The organism is Massilia sp. GER05 (assembly GCF_052056005.1).
In the GTDB taxonomy this organism is placed as follows: Bacteria; Pseudomonadota; Gammaproteobacteria; order Burkholderiales; family Burkholderiaceae_D; genus Telluria; species Telluria orientalis.
In genome coordinates this window covers 6,108,861-6,128,987 of record NZ_CP178858.1, presented here as the reverse complement: position 1 = coordinate 6,128,987, position 20,127 = coordinate 6,108,861, and the positions used below count along the sequence as shown (strand labels likewise).

15 protein-coding genes and 2 pseudogenes are annotated in these 20,127 nt (G+C 67.5%); 8 read left to right on the top strand and 9 right to left on the bottom strand.

Annotated features, from left to right (window positions below; all coding sequences use genetic code 11):
* The first annotated feature begins 45 nt into the window (after positions 1-45).
* Positions 46-2,352: a catecholate siderophore receptor Fiu gene (locus tag ACL58G_RS27080; protein WP_440963751.1), complete on the top strand. Its 2,307-nt coding sequence runs from the start codon at positions 46-48 to the stop codon at positions 2,350-2,352.
* A gap of 294 nt (positions 2,353-2,646) precedes the next feature.
* Here the strand turns inward: ACL58G_RS27080 and ACL58G_RS27075 are convergent, their stop codons facing one another.
* The 5 genes from ACL58G_RS27075 to ACL58G_RS27055 form a co-directional block, all read right to left on the bottom strand.
* The gene (locus ACL58G_RS27075; RefSeq protein WP_413387452.1) at positions 2,647-3,879 is read right to left on the bottom strand and encodes an argininosuccinate synthase; all 1,233 of its coding nucleotides are present in this window, start codon (positions 3,877-3,879) and stop codon (positions 2,647-2,649) included.
* Between the two features lie 92 nt (positions 3,880-3,971).
* The gene (gene argF / locus ACL58G_RS27070; protein WP_413342953.1) at positions 3,972-4,904 is read right to left on the bottom strand and encodes an ornithine carbamoyltransferase; all 933 of its coding nucleotides are present in this window, start codon (positions 4,902-4,904) and stop codon (positions 3,972-3,974) included.
* Between the two features lie 90 nt (positions 4,905-4,994).
* Positions 4,995-5,891, bottom strand: a complete 897-nt coding sequence (gene rsgA, locus ACL58G_RS27065) for a ribosome small subunit-dependent GTPase A (RefSeq protein WP_440963750.1) — start codon at positions 5,889-5,891, stop codon at positions 4,995-4,997.
* The gene (locus ACL58G_RS27060) at positions 5,888-6,220 is read right to left on the bottom strand and encodes a 4a-hydroxytetrahydrobiopterin dehydratase (RefSeq protein WP_440963749.1); all 333 of its coding nucleotides are present in this window, start codon (positions 6,218-6,220) and stop codon (positions 5,888-5,890) included. The genes rsgA and ACL58G_RS27060 overlap by 4 nt, the downstream gene beginning before the upstream one ends.
* On the bottom strand, positions 6,217-7,482 hold the full coding sequence (locus ACL58G_RS27055; protein WP_413387455.1) for a M48 family metallopeptidase: 1,266 nt from the start codon (positions 7,480-7,482) through the stop codon (positions 6,217-6,219). Before ACL58G_RS27055 ends, ACL58G_RS27060 begins: the two co-directional genes overlap by 4 nt.
* A gap of 152 nt (positions 7,483-7,634) precedes the next feature.
* On the opposite strand from ACL58G_RS27055, the gene orn reads away from it, so the two are divergent.
* The 4 genes and pseudogenes from orn to ACL58G_RS27035 all read left to right on the top strand — a co-directional run bounded on the left by orn (position 7,635) and on the right by ACL58G_RS27035 (position 10,828).
* Positions 7,635-8,213, top strand: a complete 579-nt coding sequence (orn, locus tag ACL58G_RS27050; protein ID WP_413387456.1) for an oligoribonuclease — start codon at positions 7,635-7,637, stop codon at positions 8,211-8,213.
* A gap of 58 nt (positions 8,214-8,271) precedes the next feature.
* Positions 8,272-9,792 (top strand): annotated as a pseudogene (locus ACL58G_RS27045) (PAS domain-containing protein); the annotation flags it as partial.
* A 133-nt stretch (positions 9,793-9,925) separates the two neighbouring features.
* Positions 9,926-10,270 (top strand): annotated as a pseudogene (locus ACL58G_RS27040) (sensor histidine kinase); the annotation flags it as partial.
* An 81-nt stretch (positions 10,271-10,351) separates the two neighbouring features.
* Positions 10,352-10,828, top strand: coding sequence for a response regulator (locus tag ACL58G_RS27035; RefSeq protein ID WP_440968137.1), 477 nt, complete (start codon positions 10,352-10,354; stop codon positions 10,826-10,828).
* 204 nt (positions 10,829-11,032) lie between these two features.
* On the opposite strand, the gene ACL58G_RS27030 is transcribed toward ACL58G_RS27035, so the two are convergent.
* The 3 genes from ACL58G_RS27030 to ACL58G_RS27020 form a co-directional block, all read right to left on the bottom strand.
* On the bottom strand, positions 11,033-11,983 hold the full coding sequence (locus ACL58G_RS27030) for an MBL fold metallo-hydrolase (protein ID WP_440963748.1): 951 nt from the start codon (positions 11,981-11,983) through the stop codon (positions 11,033-11,035).
* A gap of 93 nt (positions 11,984-12,076) precedes the next feature.
* Positions 12,077-13,837, bottom strand: a complete 1,761-nt coding sequence (locus ACL58G_RS27025) for a chloride channel protein (RefSeq protein ID WP_440963747.1) — start codon at positions 13,835-13,837, stop codon at positions 12,077-12,079.
* A gap of 4 nt (positions 13,838-13,841) precedes the next feature.
* Positions 13,842-14,186: a MarR family winged helix-turn-helix transcriptional regulator gene (locus ACL58G_RS27020; RefSeq protein WP_156403887.1), complete on the bottom strand. Its 345-nt coding sequence runs from the start codon at positions 14,184-14,186 to the stop codon at positions 13,842-13,844.
* A 185-nt stretch (positions 14,187-14,371) separates the two neighbouring features.
* Between ACL58G_RS27020 and ACL58G_RS27015 the strand changes: the two genes are divergently transcribed.
* On the top strand, positions 14,372-15,562 hold the full coding sequence (locus tag ACL58G_RS27015; RefSeq protein WP_440963746.1) for an HPP family protein: 1,191 nt from the start codon (positions 14,372-14,374) through the stop codon (positions 15,560-15,562).
* A 63-nt stretch (positions 15,563-15,625) separates the two neighbouring features.
* Here the strand turns inward: ACL58G_RS27015 and ACL58G_RS27010 are convergent, their stop codons facing one another.
* The gene (locus ACL58G_RS27010; RefSeq protein ID WP_413387461.1) at positions 15,626-16,312 is read right to left on the bottom strand and encodes a UPF0149 family protein; all 687 of its coding nucleotides are present in this window, start codon (positions 16,310-16,312) and stop codon (positions 15,626-15,628) included.
* 78 nt (positions 16,313-16,390) lie between these two features.
* Here ACL58G_RS27010 and ACL58G_RS27005 point away from each other — a divergent pair, with 78 nt between their 5' ends.
* On the top strand, positions 16,391-17,392 hold the full coding sequence (locus ACL58G_RS27005; protein WP_413387462.1) for a serine/threonine protein kinase: 1,002 nt from the start codon (positions 16,391-16,393) through the stop codon (positions 17,390-17,392).
* 114 nt (positions 17,393-17,506) lie between these two features.
* On the top strand, positions 17,507-20,035 hold the full coding sequence (locus tag ACL58G_RS27000; protein WP_440963745.1) for a hypothetical protein: 2,529 nt from the start codon (positions 17,507-17,509) through the stop codon (positions 20,033-20,035).
* Positions 20,036-20,127: the final 92 nt, after the last annotated feature.

Genomic DNA, 20,127 nt, shown 5'->3' with positions numbered 1-20,127 from the left:
CGTGGCGTTCCGACAAACATTCAAAAACAACATTCAACGACCACGATGAGAACCTCGATCACCAGCCGTAAGCATCTGTCTCCTTCCACGCCGCGCCGCGCGGGCGCCGCGCTGGCCATGCTCGTGCTGCCGCTCGCCGGCCACGCGGCGCCCGATCTCGACGCCGCCGCCGATGCGGACGCCGGCGCCGGCCGCCCGCACCGCGTCCACGTCAACGGGGCGCGCGAGAACGACTACAAGGCCGAGCATGCACAATCGGCCAAGTACACGGAAAAGCTGGTGGACACCCCGCAGACCGTCATCGTCATCAAGAAGGCGCTGTTCGAGCAGCAGGGCGCGACCACGCTGACGGAGGCGTTGCGCAACACGCCCGGCGTGGGCACGTTCTTCCTCGGCGAGAACGGCAGCACGAACACGGGCGACGCGGTCTACATGCGCGGCTTCGATACGTCCGGCAGCCTGTTCGTCGACGGCATCCGCGATATCGGCTCGATCTCGCGCGACGTCTTCAACATCGAGCAGATCGACGTGCTGAAAGGCCCGGCCGGCACCGACACGGGCCGTGGCGCCCCCACCGGTTCCATCAACCTGAACACGAAGCAGCCGACGCTGAAGAACACCGGCGACGTCAGCCTCACGGTGGGCAGCGCCGACCGCGTGCGCGGCACCGCCGACATCAACCGCGTCATCGACCGCGAGTCCGGCATCGCGTTCCGCCTGAACGTCCTCGACCAGCGCGCCGGCAATCCGGCACGCGACGAAGTGCGCGACAAGCGCTGGGCCATCGCGCCGTCGCTCGCGTTCGGCCTGCACGGTCCGACCCACGTCTACCTCGACTACCTGCACGTGAAACAGGACAACCGCCCGGACGGCGGCGTGCCGACGATCGGCCTGCCCGGCTACCGGAGCCCGGACGCGACGCGGCCTTTCCTCACCGGCGCCGCGCCCGTCGATCCGCAGAATTTCTACGGCGCGCTGTCCGACTACGACAAGGTGACGGCCGACATGGCGACGGCCATCATCGAGCACGAGTTCCGCAATGGCATGCGCCTGAAGAACACGAGCCGCTACGGCAAGACGAAGCAGTTCTACCTGCTGAGCGCCTTCACGGGTTCGGCCGCGAACGTCATCGCGCCGGGCGCCGCCGACCCGTCCACGTGGTCGCTGGCGCGCACGATCCGCACGGTCAAGGACCAGGAAAACACGGTGCTCGCCAACCAGACGACGCTGACGGCCGATTTCGACACGGGCACCTTGCGCCACACGCTCGTCGCGGGCCTGGACCTGTCGAGCGAGAAGCAGTCGAACCGCAGCTACGTGGGCGGCGGCACGCTGGCGCAGGCGAACCTGTACCACCCCGACCCGGCGCTGCCGATCCCGGGCCTGAACCTGCAGCCGAGCGGCGCCCGCACGCGGGGGGAATCCGCGACGGAATCCGGCTATCTGCTCGATACGATCAAGCTGGGCGACCAATGGATCTTCAACGCGTCCGCCCGTCTGGACCACTTCGACACGACGTATGACGCCATCGCGCTGTCGACGGCCACGTCGGCCCCGGCGCTCCCCGTGGGCACGCCCGTGCCGACGCATATCGAACTGTCGGACAACCTCGTGAGCGGCAAGGTGTCCGCGCTGTACAAGCCGACGGCGAACAGCAGCGTGTACGCGCTGTGGGCCAGCTCGAAGAATCCGCCGGGCTCGAACCTGGCGCTCTCGGGCAATGCGAATAGCGCGGCGAACCCGATCTATGACCCGCAGGTCAGCACGACGACGGAGCTGGGCGCCAAGTGGGAAGTGTTCGACCGCCGCCTCGGGCTGAACGCGGCGCTGTACCGCACGGACGTGAAGAACGAGGTCGAGCAGGATCCCGTCGACCTGAAGTACTACCAGACCGGTAAAAAACGCGTGCAGGGCGTCGAGCTGGCCGTGACGGGTGAGATCACGCGCGCCTGGTCGATCAACGCGGGCTACACGTACATGGACACGAGCATCGAGGCGGGCAAGCTCGTCACGGCGAGCGGCGCCAACGCGCTGTCGTACACGCCGAAGCAGGCCTTCACGAGCTGGACGACGTATAAACTGCCGCACGGCCTGACGCTCGGCGGCGGCGTGCGCTACCAGGGCAAGCTGCTGCGCGGGACGGACGGCGCGGTCGGCACGCCGGCGTACGCGGACAGCTACTGGGTGGCGGATGCCGTCGCGGACTACCAGGTCAACCGCTGGCTGGACCTGCGCCTGAACGTCTACAACCTGTTTGACAAGGAATACGTCGCCTCGATCAACAAGAGCGGCTACCGCTACACGCCGGGCGCGCCGCGCTGGGCGAGCTTGACCGCCAACTTCCATTTCTGAGTTGTGAGCCGGCGCTGGCCGCTTCCGCCGTACGCCGCAGCCGTGGGGGCAATGCGGGGTGGGGCGGGGGTCAAGCGGTGCGCCTCCCTTTGCCGTCCTTCCGCGCAAGCAGAAGGGCGGCTTTTTTTATTACCCAGCCGTCGTCCCCGCGGAGGCGGGGACCCAATTTTTACGCGCTGCCGAAACGCGTGCAACTTGGGCCCCTGCCTTCGCAGGGGCGACGGTCTTGAGGGTACGTAAATGAAAAAGCCGCCGGTCCTCGCAGACCGGCGGCTTTTACGCGACCTTCAAAACTTATTGGCCGCGCTTCTTGCGCGCGTTCGCCGCGATCCGCATGCGCAGCGCGTTCAGCTTGATGAAGCCGCCGGCGTCGGCCTGATTGTACGCGCCGCCGTCTTCGTCGAACGTGGCGATGGTCTGGTCGAACAGCGAATCCGTCTTCGAATCGCGCGCGACGACGATCACGTTGCCTTTGTACAGCTTGACGCGCACCCAGCCGTTCACGCTCTTTTGCGTGTGGTCGATCAGCGTCTGCAGCGCGACGCGTTCCGGTGCCCACCAGTAGCCGTTATAGATCAGCGAGGCGTAGCGCGGCATCAGGTCGTCCTTCAGGTGCGCCACTTCGCGGTCCAGCGTGATCGATTCGATGGCGCGGTGCGCCTTCAGCATGATCGTGCCGCCCGGGGTTTCGTAGCAGCCGCGCGACTTCATGCCGACGTAGCGGTTTTCCACCAGGTCCAGGCGGCCGATGCCGTGCTTGCCGCCCAGGCGGTTCAGTTCCGTCAGCACGGCGGCCGGGGTCAGCTGCTTGCCGTTCAGGGCCACGATGTCGCCGTTCTGGAATTCGATGTCCAGGTATTCGGCCTGGTCCGGTGCCGCTTCCGGCGACACGGTCCAGCGCCACATCGATTCCTCGGCTTCCGCGCTCGGGTTTTCCAGGTGGCGGCCTTCGAACGAGATGTGCAGCAGGTTGGCGTCCATCGAGTACGGCGCGCCGCCGTTCTTGTGCTTCATGTCGATCTCGATGCCGGCGTCTTCCGCATACTTCAGCAGTTTTTCACGCGACAGCAGGTCCCACTCGCGCCACGGGGCGATGATCTTGACGTCCGGCTTCAGCGCGTACGCGCCCAGCTCGAAGCGCACCTGGTCGTTGCCCTTGCCGGTCGCGCCGTGCGACACGGCGTCGGCGCCGGTTTCGTTGGCGATCTCGATCAGGCGCTTGGCGATCAGCGGACGCGCGATCGACGTGCCCAGCAGGTATTCGCCTTCGTAGACGGTGTTGGCGCGGAACATCGGGAACACGAAGTCGCGCACGAATTCTTCGCGCACGTCGTCGATGTAGATGTTTTCCGGCTTGATGCCGAACTTCAGCGCCTTGGCGCGCGCCGGTTCCAGCTCTTCACCCTGGCCCAGGTCGGCGGTGAAGGTGACGATTTCGCACTTGTAGTTATCCTGCAGCCATTTCAGGATGACGGAGGTATCGAGGCCGCCCGAGTAGGCGAGGACTACTTTGTTAATGTCGCTCATGGAGATTCCAGTGGTGTCAGATGTGGAGGGGGATGATGGTCAGCCGGCCCTCGGCGGGCCGACGATCAGGCTCAATGGTCGTGGTCGTGCGATTATTTATCTTCGATGCGGCCCAGCAGCAGGTATTCGATCAGCGCCTTCTGCACGTGCAGGCGGTTCTCGGCCTCGTCCCAGACGACGGATTGCGGACCGTCGATGACGCCGGCCGATACTTCCTCGCCGCGGTGCGCGGGCAGGCAGTGCATGAACAGCGCGTCGCCGCTCGCGCGCGCCATCTTCGCTTCGTCGACGATGAAGCCGTCGAATGCCTTCAGGCGCTCGGCGTTTTCCTTTTCGTAGCCCATGCTCGTCCACACGTCGGTGTTGACGAGGTGCGCGCCGGCGCAGGCGTCGGACGGGTTCTCGAAGAAGGTGTAGTTCTTCGTGGAGACCAGCTGCGGATCGATGTCGTAGCCCTTCGGCGTGGAGACGTTCAGGTGGAAGCCGAACACTTCCGCCGCCTGCAGCCAGGAATACAGCATGTTGTTGGCGTCGCCGATCCACGCCACCGTCTTGCCGACGATGGAGCCGCGGTGCTCGTAGTACGTGAAGATGTCGGCCAGCACCTGGCACGGATGGTGTTCGTTCGTGAGACCGTTGATGACCGGCACGCGCGAGTTGGCCGCGAAGCGCTCGATGATGTCCTGGCCAAACGTGCGGACCATGATGATGTCGCACATGCGCGACATGACCTGGCCGGCGTCCTCGACGGGCTCGCCGCGGCCCAGCTGGCTGTCGCGCGTGTTCAGGTAGATCGCGGCGCCGCCCAGTTGGTGCATGCCCGCTTCGAACGACAGGCGCGTGCGCGTGGAATTCTTTTCGAACACCATGACCAGCGTGCGGTCGACGAGCGGGTGGTAGATCTCGTAGTTCTTGAACTTGCGCTTGATGACGGTCGCGCGCTCGATCAGGTACTCGAACTCGTCGCGGGTGAAGTCGGAGAACTGCAGGAAATGCTTGATGTTGGTGGGAGTCGTGCCAGCCATTTTTGTGCCTGAGATACGATAATCTCTTGGATTATAAGCGTTTTTGCTTGCTTTCCGGGAAATTGCATTTGGAGCCAAGCGGAAAAGTTGTCAGTACAACGTCTGCGCGGACTCGTGCAGCAGCTGCGCGTACAGCTCGTGGCGCAGCTTCGCGATCTTGCCGTCCGCGACCGCCTGCAGCACCGCGCACTGCGGTTCCGCCAGGTGGCGGCAGTTGTAGTACTTGCAGCCGCCCAGGTAGGGCTTGAACTCGACGAACGCCCGTTCCAGCATGCCTTCCGTCAGGTGGTACAGGCCGAATTCCTGGAAGCCCGGGGAGTCGATCAGGGTGCCGCCGGCCGGCAGCTTGTACAGGCGCGTAAAAGTCGTCGTGTGCTTGCCGGTGTCCAGCGCTTCCGAGATTTCGCGCACGGCGATGTCGGCGTCCGGCACGAGCAGGTTCACGATCGACGACTTGCCCATGCCCGACTGGCCGATCAGGATGGAAGACTGGTCCTGCAGCAGCGGCGTCAATGCCGCGACGGTGTCGTCGGGATGCGTCTTCGCCGACACTTCGTGCAGCGGGTAGCCGAGGCGCGTGTACAGGCTCGCGCGTTCGCGCGCGCGGGCGAGGTTGGGCTCGAGGTCGACCTTGTTCAGGATGAGGTGGGCGTCCACGCCGGCCGCCTCGCAGGCGACGAGGGCGCGCGACACGAGGTCGTCGGCGAAGCTGGGTTCCGTCGCGATGACGATGAACAGCCGGCTGATGTTCGCCGCCAGCAGCTTGCTCTTGTACTGGTCGGAGCGGTACAGCAAGGTCGTGCGCTCGGCGATCTTTTCGATCACGGCCTGGTCGTTCGACGTGCGCTTCAGGTGGACGATGTCGCCCACCGCCACGTTGGTCTTTTTCCCGCGCGTGACGCACTGGAGGAATTCGCCGTCGACGTCGGCCAGGTAGTGGCGGCCGTGCGCGGCGACGATCGTCCCTGTAAATTCATGCTTGCTCATGCGCCGGCCCGTCCCGCGTACAGCGCGTCCGCTTTGGCCGCGCAAATGAAATCGTTGTCGGACAGGCGGTTGCCGGCCGAATGCGTCGTCCACGACGCCGCGCAGCGGCGGTAGCCGACGGTCAGGTCCGGGTGGTGGTCTTCGCGGTGGATCATGAAGGCGAGGGCGTTCACGAATTCCATCGTCTCGTGGAAGTCGCGGAACACGAATTCGCGTTGGAGACGGTTGCCGTCGATGCGCCAGTCCGGCACCTCGGTCAACAAGGACTGGATCGTCGCGTCATCCAGCGCGGGCGCGCCGTGCACGCAGTGGCGGTCGATCAGGCTCATGCGGCCCCCGCCAGGCGCAGGTGACGGATGCGCACCGAGGCCGGCGGGTGCGAATCGTAGAATGCGGAGTGGATCGGGTCCGGCGTCAGCGTGGAGGCATTGTCCTCGTACATCTTGACGAGGGCCGACACGAGGTCGCGCGCATCGCTGTGGCTCGCGGCGAACGCGTCCGCCTCGAATTCGTGCTTGCGCGACGTGATCGACGTCAGCGGCGAGAACGGGAACGTGAACACGGGCAGCACGAGGGAGAACAGCAGCAGGGCCATCGCATCGTTCGACTGGCCCAGCAGCGGCAGCACGCCCAGGCCCGTGTAGAACCACACCTGCGTCTTGAGCCAGCCGAGCAGGGCGAGGAACGCGAGCGACAGTGCGAACAGCACGCCGATGCGCTTGATGATGTGCTTCAGCTTGAAGTGGCCCAGCTCGTGCGCCAGCACGGCCTCGATCTCTTCCGGGGCCAGGCGTGACAGCAGGGTGTCGAAGAACACGATGCGTTTATTCGAACCGAAGCCGGAGAAATAAGCGTTGCCGTGCGCGGAGCGCTTGCTGCCGTCCATCACGAACAGGCCCTTGGCCGCGAAGCCGACGCGCGTCATGAGGCCTTCGATGCGGTCCTTCAGCTTGTCGTCCGTGAGCGGCGTGAATTTGTTGAAGATCGGCGCGATGACGGTCGGGTACAACACCATCATCAGCAACTGGAAGCCGCTCCACACGAGCCAGGCGTACAGCCACCACAGGGCGCCCGTCCTGTCCATCAGGGTAAGGACGACCCACAGCAGCGGCAGGCCGATGACGGCGCCGACGAGGCCGCCCTTGACGGCATCGGCGATCCACAGCCCGACCGTCATCTTGTTGAAGCCGAAGCGCTCTTCCAGTACGAACTGGCGGTAGTACGAGAACGGCAGGTCGAGCGCACCGGAGACGACGGCGAACGCGACGATCAGCAGAATCTGGTGCACCATACCGGGGCCAAGCGCGTGCAGCAGCGCCGTCGACAGCGCCTGCAGGCCGCCCAGCAGGGTAAAACCGGTCAGCACGAGCGTGTTCCACAGCGCGGCCCACAGCCCGAAGCGGGTCTTGGCGACCGTGTAGTCGGCGGCCTTCTGGTGGGCGGACAGGGGAATCCTGGCGGCGAATTCGGCCGGCACCTGGTCGCGGTGCCGCAGGACGTGACGGATGTGGCGGCGCGCCAGCCAGTACCGCAGGCCGAGCGTGAGCAGGAGAAAGACGACGAACAAAACCGAAAACGCGGATGAAAGCATTCTATGCCTGTGAGAAAATCCTGTTTTTCGGGGTCAGAGCACCTTTTTTGATCAGCGGGTTCAGAGCACGGTTTTCACGGTTGCGCTCTGACCTCGCCAAATTAATGCTCTGACCCCGACTGATTAAAAGCTTTTAAAGCAAAGAGAGAATTATGTCACAAGCTACCACTACTGAAGTGCCCACCCAACGTCCGAACGAATTCAACCTCGTCTGGATCGACATGGAGATGACCGGCCTGGACCCGGACAACGACCGCATCATCGAAGTGGCCGCCGTCGTTACGGACGCCAACCTCAACGTGCTGGCCGAGGGCCCCGTGATCGCCGTCCACCAGAGCGATGCGACGCTGGACAAGATGGACAACTGGAACAAGGGCACGCACGGCCGCTCGGGCCTGATCGACCGCGTCAAGGCGTCGACCATCGACGAAGCCCAGGCCGAGGAACAGCTGATCGCCTTCCTGAGGCAGTGGGTGCCGGCGAACAAGTCGCCGATGTGCGGCAACTCGATCTGCCAGGACCGCCGCTTCATGGCGCGCGGCATGCCGAAGCTGGAAGCGTTCTTCCACTACCGCAACCTGGACGTGTCCACCTTGAAGGAACTGTGCCGCCGCTGGAAGCCGGAGCTGGCGTCCGGTTTCAAGAAGGCGCAGAAGCACACGGCACTGGCCGACATCATCGAGTCGATCGAAGAGCTGCGCTACTACCGCGAGCATTTCATCAAACTGTAAATCCCTCGGGTGGGCTCGGACACGAAGTTGCAATCGTGCATGGGCCCCGCCGCCAGGTATGCGAGAATCGGCCATGGCTGACATTCTGCGTACCACTGCCGGTCTCGGCGGAGAGAGCGAAGTCCGGCGTCTCCTGCAGGAGCACGACTGGCGCACGTCGCCGCTCGGGCCGCCGGAAGACTGGCCGCCCGAACTGGCGACCGCCGTGTCGATGACGGTCAGCTCCGCGTTCCCGATGTTCCTCGCCTGGGGCGCGGACCTGCGCTTCCTGTACAACGACGCCTACGCCACGATCCTCGGCGCCAAGCACCCCGCCGCGTTCGACGCGCCGTTCCAGCATGTCTGGGCCGAGATCTGGCCCGACCTCGTGCCGCTCGTCGACCGCGCGCTGTCCAATAAATCCGCGTATTTCGAAGACCTGCCGCTCACGATGGAGCGCCACGGCTTCCGCGAGCAGACCTGGTTCACGTTCTCGTACTCGCCCCTGCACGACGGCCACGGCCGCGTGGCGGGCCTGTATTGCACCGTCATCGAGACGACGAACCGCGTGCAGGCGGAGCGCCGCGCCGCGTTCGAACTGACGGTGGCCGACGCGCTGCGCCCGCTGGCGTCCGCCGACGAAGCCATCCGCACCGGCTGCACGCTGCTGGGACTGGAGCTGGGCATGGCGCGCGTGCTGTACGGCGAAGTCGACGAGGCGCTCGATACGCTGGCCGTCGCGCGCGACTGGCACCGGCCCGGCCTCGCCAGCGTGGCCGGGCACGCGTTTTCCATCGACGCCTTCGGCCCCGGCCTCGCGCACGCGGGCCGCGCCGGCGAGATCGTGCGGCTGGCCGACGTGCGCACCGACCCGCGCGCGGCCGCCCGCCAGGGCACCTATCTCGCACTGGACATCCAGGCCTGCCTCGCCGTCCCGCTGCGCAAGAGCGGACGCCTGCAGGCATTCCTCGTGCTGGGCCTGGACCGGCCGCACCCGTGGACCGACGCCGAGGTGGCGCTGGCCCGCGGCACGGCCGAGCGCATCCGGGCCGCCGTCGACCTGGCGCGCGTGCAGGGCACCCTGCGCGCGGAACGCGACCGCGGCCGCACGATCCTCGACACGATCGCGGAAGGCTTCATGCTGCTCGACCGCGACTGGACCGTCCTGCAGATGAATCCCGCCGGGCTGCGCATCGCGCACATGGATCCGGCCGGGTTCATCGGCCGCAACCACTGGGACGTGTGGCCGGAAGCGATCGACAGCGACGCGGGACGCATGTACCGCCGCGTGATGCGCGACCGCGTGGCCGGAACCGCCGAGTACCGCCAGCGCACGCCGGACGGCGTCGAGATCTGGTGCGAAGTACGCGCCTATCCGACGCCCGATGGCGGCCTCGTCTCGTTCTTCCGCGACATCACGGAGCGCAAGGCGGCTGAGGACAAGCTGCGCGCCGCCGACCGGCGCAAGGATGAATTCCTCGCGATGCTGGCGCACGAACTGCGCAATCCGCTGGCGCCGATCAGCGCGGCCGCCGACCTGCTGCGCATCGGCCGCCTGGACGAAGCCCGCGTGCGCCAGAGCAGCGCCATCATCGGCCGCCAGGTGCGCCACATGACGAGTCTCGTGGACGACCTGCTCGACGTCTCGCGCGTCACGCGCGGCCTCGTCACGCTCGCGCGCGCCCGTGGCGGTCCGCGCCATCGTCGACGAGGCCATCGAGCAGGTGCGCCCCATGTTCGAGGCGCGCCGCCAGCACCTTGCCGTCGGCATCGGCGACCCGGATGCCGTGGTGCTGGGCGACAAGCCGCGTTTCGTGCAGGTGCTCGCCAACCTCCTGAACAACGCGTCCAAGTACACGCCGGAAGACCGCCGCATCGACGTCGCGGCCACGGTCGACGATGCGCGCGGCCGGTTGCTGCTGACGGTGCACGACGAAGGCATCGGCATGGAACCGGAGCTGACGGGACACGTGTTCGACCTGTTCACGCAGGGCGAGCGCTCGGTCGACCGCGCGCAGGGCGGGCTGGGTCTCGGCCTGGCGCTCGTCAAGAACCTCGTCGAGCTGCATGGCGGTACCGTCGCCTGCACGAGTCCGGGGCTGGGGCAGGGCAGTACCTTCGAGGTGGCGCTGCCGCTGATGGAAGGGGGTTCCCCACGCGTGGCGCCGGTCGCTGACGGTGCCGGCGCAGGCGGGACAGTGGACGGTGCGCGGCGCCCGCTGCGCGTGCTGGTGGTCGACGACAACGTCGACGCGGCGGCCACGCTGGGCATGCTGCTGGAGGCGTGCGGCTACCTGGTCTACGTCGAACACGATTCGCACCGCGCGCTGGAGCGGGCGCGGCACCAGCGGCCGGACGTGGCGCTGCTGGACATCGGTTTACCGGACATGGACGGCAACGAACTGGCCCGCCGCCTGCGCGCGGATGCACAGACGGGGGGCATCGTGCTGGTGGCCGTCACGGGATACGGCCAGGAACAGGACCGCCGCGCGGCGTTCGAGGCGGGCTTTGATCACCACTTCGTGAAGCCCGTCGACATGGACGAGCTGGCGGCGCTGCTGGCACGAATCGATTCGCCCGTGCCCACGGGTGGCGCGCGGGCGGAGGGCCGCCCACCCTACTCGACGGAATCGTAGGGTGGGCACCCCGTGCCCACGCGCGACGCATGCAGAATCGTAGGGTGGGCACCCCGTGCCCACGCGCGACGCATTCAGAATCGTAGGGTGGGCACCCCGTGCCCTCGCGCGACGCATGCAGAATCGTAGGGTGGGCACCCCGTGCCCACGCGCGACGCATTCAGAATCGTAGGGTGGGCACCCCGTGCCCACGCGCGACGCCATTCAGCGCATCTGGGTGTAGTTGACGGGTACCCAGCGATACCCCTTGCCCTGCGTCTGGAGATGACCCAGCCCCGGGAACTGCAGGTGCGCCCCGCCCACGAGCCAGCCGTTCCTGGCCGCGTCGTCGAACACTTTCTTGCGTGCCGTTGCGGCCGCCTTCTCGTCGCTGTCGAACGCGATCGTCACCTGCGGATTGTCGAACTGGACGGACGCCAGGTGGATCAGGTCGCCGATCAGCACGAGCTTCTGGCCTCGGCTTTCGACCGCGTACACGGTGTGGCCGGGCGTATGGCCATGCTCGGCCTGGGCGGAGACGCCCGGGACCAGTTCGCCATCCTTCTCGATGGGCTTGAACTTGCCGGCCTGGATGTACGGGTTGATCGACGCCATCGCACCCTTGAAGAAATCCTTCTTGTCGGCCGGGGCCTTGTCCATGTTCGCCTGGCTCAGCCAGTAGTCGGCATCGGCCTTGCCGGCGCGCACGACGGCGTTCGGGAACACGCGCTGGCCATTGTTGACGAGGCCGCCGACGTGGTCGCCGTGCATGTGCGTGATGTAGATTTCGTCGATCTGCTCCGGCCGGTAGCCGGCCGCCTTCAGGTTGTTGACGAACTTGCCGACGGTCGGGCCGAACAGCGCGCCGGCGCCCGTGTCGACCAGCACCAGCTTGCTGCCGGTGTTGATCAGGAAGGCGTTGTCCGAGGTCTCGACGGGCAGCTTCAGGAAGTTCTTCGCGATGGCTGCGCGCGTCAGTTCCGGCTTCTGGTGAATGAACTGGTCCATCGGCAGGTCGAAGGTGCCGTCGCTGATCGGCGTGATTTCGACGTCGCCCAGCATCACGCGGAAGAAACCGGGGGCCGGGGTCTTGACCATCGGTGCGGCGGCCTGGGCGCCAACGGTGGCTGCGGCGAGGGCGGCGGCGAGCAGGGTGTGCTTGAGTGCTTTGATCATGTTCTTATCCTCTCTAGGTGACACAACGCGCGAACGCGCGTTGCTTATCGTACATGATTGTTCAGCAACACGCTGGACCCTGCTTGCCTTATCTCAAGGACGGCGCACCAGCGGCAGGGTGCGCAACGTGCGGCGCTCGTGTTCCTCGTCGTGCAAGGTCGCACTCGCCTTGATCAGGTCGCTGCGGCTGACGACGCCCAGCAGTTGCGCATGCCCCGTTTGCGCGACGACCGGCAGGCGCTCGATGCCGTGCACGGCCAGGCGCGTGGCCACGGCGCGGCACGTTTCGCCGGGCAGGGCGACGAGCGGTGGATTGGCGCCGAACAGGTCGCCGACGCGCATCGCGGGCGGATGGCCGTCCAGGGTGTCGCGCGCGACCATGCCGACGACGAGCCCGGCGCGCGTGACGGGAAAGCCGCGGTGCTTCTGGCCCGGGCCGAACTGCGTGGCGAGGACCTCACTGATCGTGGCATCGGCATCGATGTAGTGGACGTCCGTGCTCATCACCTCGGCCACGCTGTGGCGCTCGAGCGGATCGATGCCGTATTCGCGGTAGATGTGGTGGCCGCGGCGGGCGATCTTTTCGGTCAGGATCGAGCGGCCCATCGTCAGCACCGTGAAGCCGTAGGCGCCGGCCGCGGCGGCCAGCAGCGGCAGCAGGGCGTTGGCGTCGTGCGTCAGCTCGAACGCGAACACGACGGCCATCACGGGTGCGCGCATCATGCCGCCCAGCGTGGCGGCCATGAACACGAGCGGCCACAGCGCGGGTTCGGCGCCCGGCAGGTACGGGCCCAGCAGGGCGCCGAGGCCCGCGCCGAGCATCAGCAGCGGGGCCAGCACGCCGCCGGACGTGCCGGAACCGAGTGCGATCAGCCAGATCACCAGTTTCACCGCCAGCAGGCCGACGATGGCGCTGGCCACCATGTGGTTGTGCAGCAGATCGCCGATGACGTCATAGCCGACGCCCAGCGCGCGCGGCTCGAAGTAGCCGCCGATGCCGACGACGAGACCGCCCAGCGCCGGCCACCACATCCAGTGGATCGGCAGGCGGTGAAAGCCGTCCTCGACGCGGTACAGCGCCGTCGACATCAGCCACGCGAGCGCGCCGCATGCGATGCCGGCCGCGAGGCAGGAGAGGAGGGCGATCGGTGCGACGGGAGCCGTCGCGACCGGGAACAGCGCGCCGGAACCGATCGCGAGCGGACGCAGGAAGCCGGCCACGGCGCACGCGGTCGCCACCGGCAGCAGGCTGCGCGGACGCAGTTCGAACAACAGGAGCTCGACGGCCATCAGCACGGCGGCCACCGGCGTGCCGAACACGGCGGTCATGCCGGCCACGGCGCCGGCCACGAGCAGCGATTTGCGCTCGCCGCCCGTCAGGTGGAAGTGCTGGGCGATCAGCGAGCCGATCGCGCCGCCCGTCATGATGATCGGCCCTTCCGCGCCGAACGGGCCGCCGCTGCCGATCGCGATGCCCGACGACACCGGTTTCAGCACGGCGACCTTCGGCGACATCGCGCTGCGCTTGAACAGGATCGCCTCGATGGCTTCGGGAATGCCGTGGCCGCGGATTGCCTCGGTGCCGTAGCGGGCGATCAGGCCGATGATCAGGCCGCCGATCACGGGGATGCCGATGACCCACGGGCCCAGGGTATTGTCGGCGGGAGACAGCTCGGCGAACGAGAATTTCCCATAGAAGAACAGGTCCGTGAAGAAGCGGATCATGGCCAGCAGGACGTGCGCGGCGACCGTGCTGAGCGCGCCGATGACGGCGGCGAGGGCGGCGATGCGAAGCAGGCTGGCGTCGCCTGAAAAATCGCGCCGCGGCGTGGAGGGGTGCGTGGCAGTTTTCATTTTGTTATGCAAGATTAGGAATAGTAAAGACGCCCTGCAGGGCGCGCAGCTCGGCGCGGTGGACGGCGGCCAGCCGCGTCAACAGCGCCTCGCCCTTGGGCAGCAGGTGCACTTCCACACGGCGCCGGTCCTCGGCATTCGTGCGGCGCACGACCAGTTCGCCCGCTTCGCAGCGCGTGACGAGCGCGACGACGCCGTGCTGCTTGGCCTGCAGGCGCTCGGCCAGATCGCCGACGGTGGCCCATTCGCGTCCGGGAAAACCCTTGATGTGCAGGAGCAGCAGGTATTGCAGCGGCGTGATGCCCTCGGCCTGCACGGCGTTTTCGGAGAAGCGCTCGTAGCGCCGCATCTGGTAGCGGAATTCCGACAATGCGGCGAAATCCGTCTTGGACAGCGGGGGGGATTCGTCTTTCACTGGCTTGTTGTGCAAGGGGCGTTGGCTTCGGGAACCAAATAATATATCATAACGTGATACATTTTTTTAGCAAAAGCGTGCGATGCCCCGGCGTTGCCGTTCTTTTACAATCGACAGGAATGATGCTGGAACACAGTTTGGAATGGTTGCGCTCGTTCGTACCGCAACCGAATACAGTGCCGCGCGGGGAACGCATGCGCGCGGTGGCAGGGGCCCTCGTGGGGCTGTTCGTGACGGCGATCCTCAGCGACATGCTGACCAGGGGCTCGGGCATCGGGCCGCTGGCCCTCGTCGCGCCGATGGGCGCATCGGCCGTGCTGCTGTTCTGCGTGCCGGCCAGCCCGCTGGCCCAGCCGTGGTCGGTGATCGGGGGGAACACGATTTCCGCGCTGATCGGCATCATTTGCGCCAAGAGCGTCGCCAACCCGGCCCTCGCGGCCCCGCTGGCGGGTGCCTGCGCGATCTTCGTGATGTTCCTGCTGCGCTGCCTGCATCCGCCCAGCGGCGCGGTCGCGCTGACGGCCGTCCTCGGCGGCCCGGCCATCCACGCGGCCGGCTTCGAGTTCGCGTTCCTGCCCGTGTGCCTGAACTCCACGCTGATCGTGCTCGCGGCGCTCGTCTTCAACAACCTGACGGGCCGGCGTTATCCGCACAACCAGAAATCGGCGCTGCGCACGGCGCAACAGGCCGCGCACGCGACACGCGATCCGGCCCCGATGGCGCGCCTGGGCTTTACCGCCGAGGACCTCGATGCCGTGCTGGCCCGCTACGGCCAGGTGCTGGACGTCAGCCGCGACGACCTGGAAGACATCCTGCTGCAGACGGAGCAACGCGCCTACGCGCGCCGCTTCGGCACGGTGAACTGCGGCGCGATCATGTCGAAGGACGTCGTGACCGCCACGCCGACCATGCCGCTCGACGAAGCGTGGCGCCTGCTGCGCCACCACAACCTGCACGCGCTGCCGGTGCTGGATGCGTCGCACCGCGTGGCCGGCATCATCGGCCAGGGCGATTTCCTGCACCATGCGGGCCTGGACGATTACCAGACGTTGGGCGAACGCCTGCGCGGCCTGTTCGCCCACGTGCTGGGCGTGCGGCCGGAACGGGCGGGGACGGTGGGGGAATTGATGTCGACGAAGGTCGCGGTCGTCAGCAAGGACGAACCGATCGCCACGCTCGTGCCGCTGATGAGCAACGGCGGGTTGCACCACATTCCCGTGGTGGACGAGCGGGCGGTGTTCCTGGGGGTGGTCAGCCAGTCGGACCTGCTGGCCGCGCTGTTCGAAAGCCGCCTGGCCGAGGCGGCCTGATTGCGAACCGGGGTCAGAGCCCGATTTTGGGAAATTGCCTAGAACCGGGCTCTGACCCCGGTTTTAGTCATCGGCTCCGCAGCATTTTTTGTATTTCTTGCCGCTGCCACACGGGCAGTCGTCGTTGCGGCCGACCTTGGGCTCGTCGCGGCGCACCGTCTCGACGGCGGCCTTGCGGCGGGGCAGCCAGAAGCGGTGGATGCCCGGCAGGTTGGCCTCGATCTCCAGCGCCAGCTTGTGCGCCTTCTTCGGGTCCTCGACTTCCTTCAGCTCGCTTTCGTCGATCTCGTCGGCACCCAGCAGGTAGATCGGGCGCATCAGCGGCCCCGCTTCCGAGTCCCAGATTTCTTCCCACGAGCCGGGACGCAGTTCCATGCCTTCCCAGAAACCCCAGCACCACGCCTCGGCGTCGATCAGCGTCTCGCCGTTGATGTGGTGCTCGACGTACAGCGGCTCGAATTCCTTCGGCGCGACCTCGAAGGTGACGAGCACCTCGTTCATGAAGCGCATGATCAGGTTGACGATGCGTTCCTCTTCCTTCGGGTTTTTCCACTTGGGCACGGCGCCTTCCTCGCCCCACACGCGCGGCAGCCATTCGGCCGGCATGATGGTTTCCGGACCGATCGCGATGGCGGTCAGGTAGCCGTGCAGCGTGTCCATCGTCATCGCGTCGTCGGAGCAGCGATCGGACAGGAGGAAGTTGTCGAGGTCGTCGAATTCTTTTTCGGAGAGGGGTTGGTCGAGTTGCATTGTTTCTGTTTCCCTTGCGTTGAAGGCGCCAGTGTAACGCTTCCGCCTCCTGGCCGGCGAAAACCTTACAATGGCGGGATGGATAATCCCTCTGATAACACCTCCGGCCATCCCTTCTCGCGCCTCGATCCGGCGATGGTGCTCGATGCCGTCGACAGTGTGGGCCTGCGCGGCGACGGCCGCCTGCTCGCGCTGAACAGCTACGAAAACCGGGTGTACCGCGTGGGCCGCGAAGAAGGCCAGCCCGTCGTCGTGAAGTTTTACAGGCCCGGACGCTGGAGCGATGCCGCCATCCTCGAAGAGCACGCATTCGTGCAGGAACTGGCCGACCAGGAAGTCCCGGTCGTGCCGGCCCGCGTCCTCGACGGCCGCACGCTGCACGAGCACGGCGGCTTCCGCTTCGCCGTCTTCCCCAGCCGCGGCGGCCGCGCGCCGGAGCTGTCCGACCCGGCCACGCTGGAATGGATCGGCCGCTTCATCGGCCGCATCCACGCGGTAGGCGCCGTGAAGCCGTTCGCGGAGCGGCCCCGGCTCGACCTCGACACGTTCGGCAGGGAGCCGCGCGCCTGGCTGATCGGCCACGGTTTCATCCCGCCCGAATTGCTGACCGCTTATACGAGCGTGCTGGACCAGGCCCTGGACGGCGTCGCGCGCTGCTACGACCGGGCCGGGCAACTGTCCCTGCTGCGCCTGCACGGCGATTGCCACGCGGGCAACGTGCTATGGACGGGCGACGGTCCGCACTTCGTCGACTTCGACGACAGCCGCATGGGCCCGGCCGTGCAGGACCTGTGGATGCTGCTGTCGGGCGAGCGCCAGGAGATGGTGGGCCAACTGGCCGACGTGCTGGCCGGCTACGAAGACTTCTGCGAATTCGATCCGCGCCAGCTGTACCTCGTCGAGGCGTTGCGCACGCTGCGGCTCATCCATTATTCGGCGTGGCTGGCGATGCGCTGGGACGATCCGGCGTTCCCCGCGGCATTTCCCTGGTTTAATACCCAGCGTTACTGGCAAGACCGCATCCTCGAATTGCGCGAGCAGGTGGCGCTGATGGATGAACCGCCGTTGTTCCCGGTCTAACGCCGGAATTGACAGAGGTTTACGATTCAGCTCGGCGTGACACGAAACAGAACCGTGTCGCATAATTAAGTGCGGACTCGCCCGGGTCCGCAAAAGCCACTTGACGAGCCATCCATGACCGACGCCGACCGCACCGATCCATCCGCACAGAAAGACGACGCCGACTTCACGATCGACCTGATGCCCGCCGCGCAAGACCACGCGGCGCCGCAGGTCGAGCCGCAGCGCGAGCATCTGGAACAGCGCGCGATCAAGGAAGGCATCGCGCGCGTGGAGGCGGAAGCGAAGGCGGCGGTGGCGGCGGAGAACCGCGCCCACGCGGAAGCGCGTGCGCGCAGCCTGGCCGAGGAGCGCGCCGCAATCGACGCCGAAGCGGCGGCCGCTGCCCTCGCGAACGCGCAGGCGTCGGAAGAGGCGATCGAGGCGAACCGCGACCGTATCGAAACCCTGCGTGCCGCCGCCAAGGCCGCCGCCGAGCGCCTGGAAGCGATCCGCCAGGAGACGGCGGGACTGCGCGCCCGCGTCGAATCGGACACGCAGATCCGCATCGCGGCCGAAGCCCGCACCCGCGCCGAGGACGATGCCCGCAAGCGCGCGGCGGAACAGGCGCGCATCGATACCGAGATCGCCGCCCGCGCCCAGCGTGACGCCGACGATCTCGCGATCCACGCCGAACAGGCGCGCCTGCAGGCGGCCGAACGCGTGGCGGCCGTGCATGCGGCGCGCGAGGAAGTGCACCACAGCGCCAGCGCCGACGCCCGTGTGGCGATCCTCGCGCGCGAACGCGAACGGGCCGAGCGGGCCGCGCGCCAGACCGCGGAGAAACTGGCGCAGGCCGAAGCCGAGGCACTGGAACTGGCGCAGCAGCGCGAACGCGCGGACCAGGTGGCGCTCGCGTCCGCGTTCGCGCGCGCGTCCGCGGAGGCACGCGCAATCGAGGAAGCCCGCGCCCTCGCGCACATCGAACAGGAACGGGAAGCCATCGCGCTGGCCCAGGTGGAATCGGAGCGGACGGCCGCGCAATCGCTGCGCATGCGCCTGCAGACGGAGAAGGAATTGCGCGACGCGGCCATCCACCGCGAACGCCTGGAACAGATGGCGGCCGACGCCGCCGCCGCGCGGCGCGAAGCCGAAGCCCGCATCCTGGCCGCGACGGAAGCCCGCATCGAAGCGGACCGCAAGCTGCGCGACGTGGCCATGGCCCGCGCCGCCGCGGAAGAGGAAGAGTCCCAGCAAAGCCAGGCCCGCCTGGACGCCGAGCGCGCAGCCACCGAACAGGCGCGCCTGCGGATGGAAGCCGACCGCGTCGCGCAGGAGGCGGCGCAGCGCGATCTGGACACCCAGCAGCGCGAGCGCCAGCTGGCCGAGGAGCGCGCAGCCTTGACTGAAGCGGCCGCCGCCGCACGCGCCGCGCAGAACGCGGCAGCCGAGGCGCAACGCGCGGCCGAGGCGGAGCGGGTCGAACACGAGCGCGAAGCGGCGCGGCTGGCGGAGGAACGCGCCGCGCAGGCGCAGGCGCTGGCACAGGCCGAACAGGCGCGCGTGCAGGCGGAGCAGGAGGCGCTGGCGCGCCAGCAGGCCCGCATCGAGGCGGAACGCGCGCTGGCCGCCGCCGCCGAAGCCCGCGCCGCCGCGGAACAGGAGCAAACGATTCAACTGGCCGAACGGCTCGAAACGCAGGAGCGCGAGATCGCCGCGCTGCGCGCCGAGACGGAAGCGCGCTTCGCCGCGGCCGAACGGGAGCACGCCACCCGGCTGCAGGCCCAGCGCGACGCGTTGGCGGCCCGGCAGGCCGAATTCGACGCGCGCCGCGTGGCCGCCGAACAGGAACACGCGGCGCTGCTGGCCGCGCAGGCCGGGCACGAGCAGCGCGCCGCCGCCGAGCGCCAGGCTGCAATCGAGGCCCAGCGCGCGATCACGGAACAGGCGGCGCGCCAGGCCGACCACGAGCAGGCGATCGCCGACGCCCAGCGCGAGCAGGCCGCCCGCGCGGCCGAACTGGCGCAGGCGCAGGCCGACCGCGCCGCCCATGAACGCCGCCAGCAGGCGTTGACGGAAGAATTGCTGGCGGCCGAACGCGCCGCCGCCGATGCCGCGCACGACGCCTTGCTGCTGCTGGAACAAAAGCTGTCGTCGCAACAGCAGCAGACAGCCGCCGACGTGCGCGCCAACGAAGCGGCCGCCGCCCGCATGGCGTCCGAGCGCGCCGCGGTGACCGCGGCGGAAGCCCGCGCCGCCGCCGAAGCGGAGCGCGCGCAGCTGGCGAAGATGCGCGAGGCGGCCGAGCAGGCGGCGGCGCAGGCCGCGATCGACAAGCGCGACGCCCAGCGCGCGCTGCTCGCGAACGCCCAGCTGGCGGCGGAAATGCAGCGCAAGACGGCGCTTGCCACGCAGGAAATGGCGGAGGCGAAGAAGCGCCTCGTGGAGCTGGAATCCGTGCGCCAGGAAGATCAGGTGGCGGAACTGGCCGCGCTGCGCGAACAGATCGAGGCGCGCCAGGCCGAAGCCAAGCAGCGCGCCGAATCGGAAGACCTCGCGCGCGAGGTGCTGGGGCGGTTCTCGCAGCAGCCCTCGAAAGTGCAGGCGGCGCTGCGGCTCGCGGATGCGGTGGCCAAGCAGCGGGCCGACCGCGATCACGAGTGATCGCCGGCTGCCGAGCTTCGTAGGGTGGGCGGCCTCCGCCCACGCGTAACGCCAACTAACCGCGTACGTCGCGTGGGCACGTGGTGCCCACC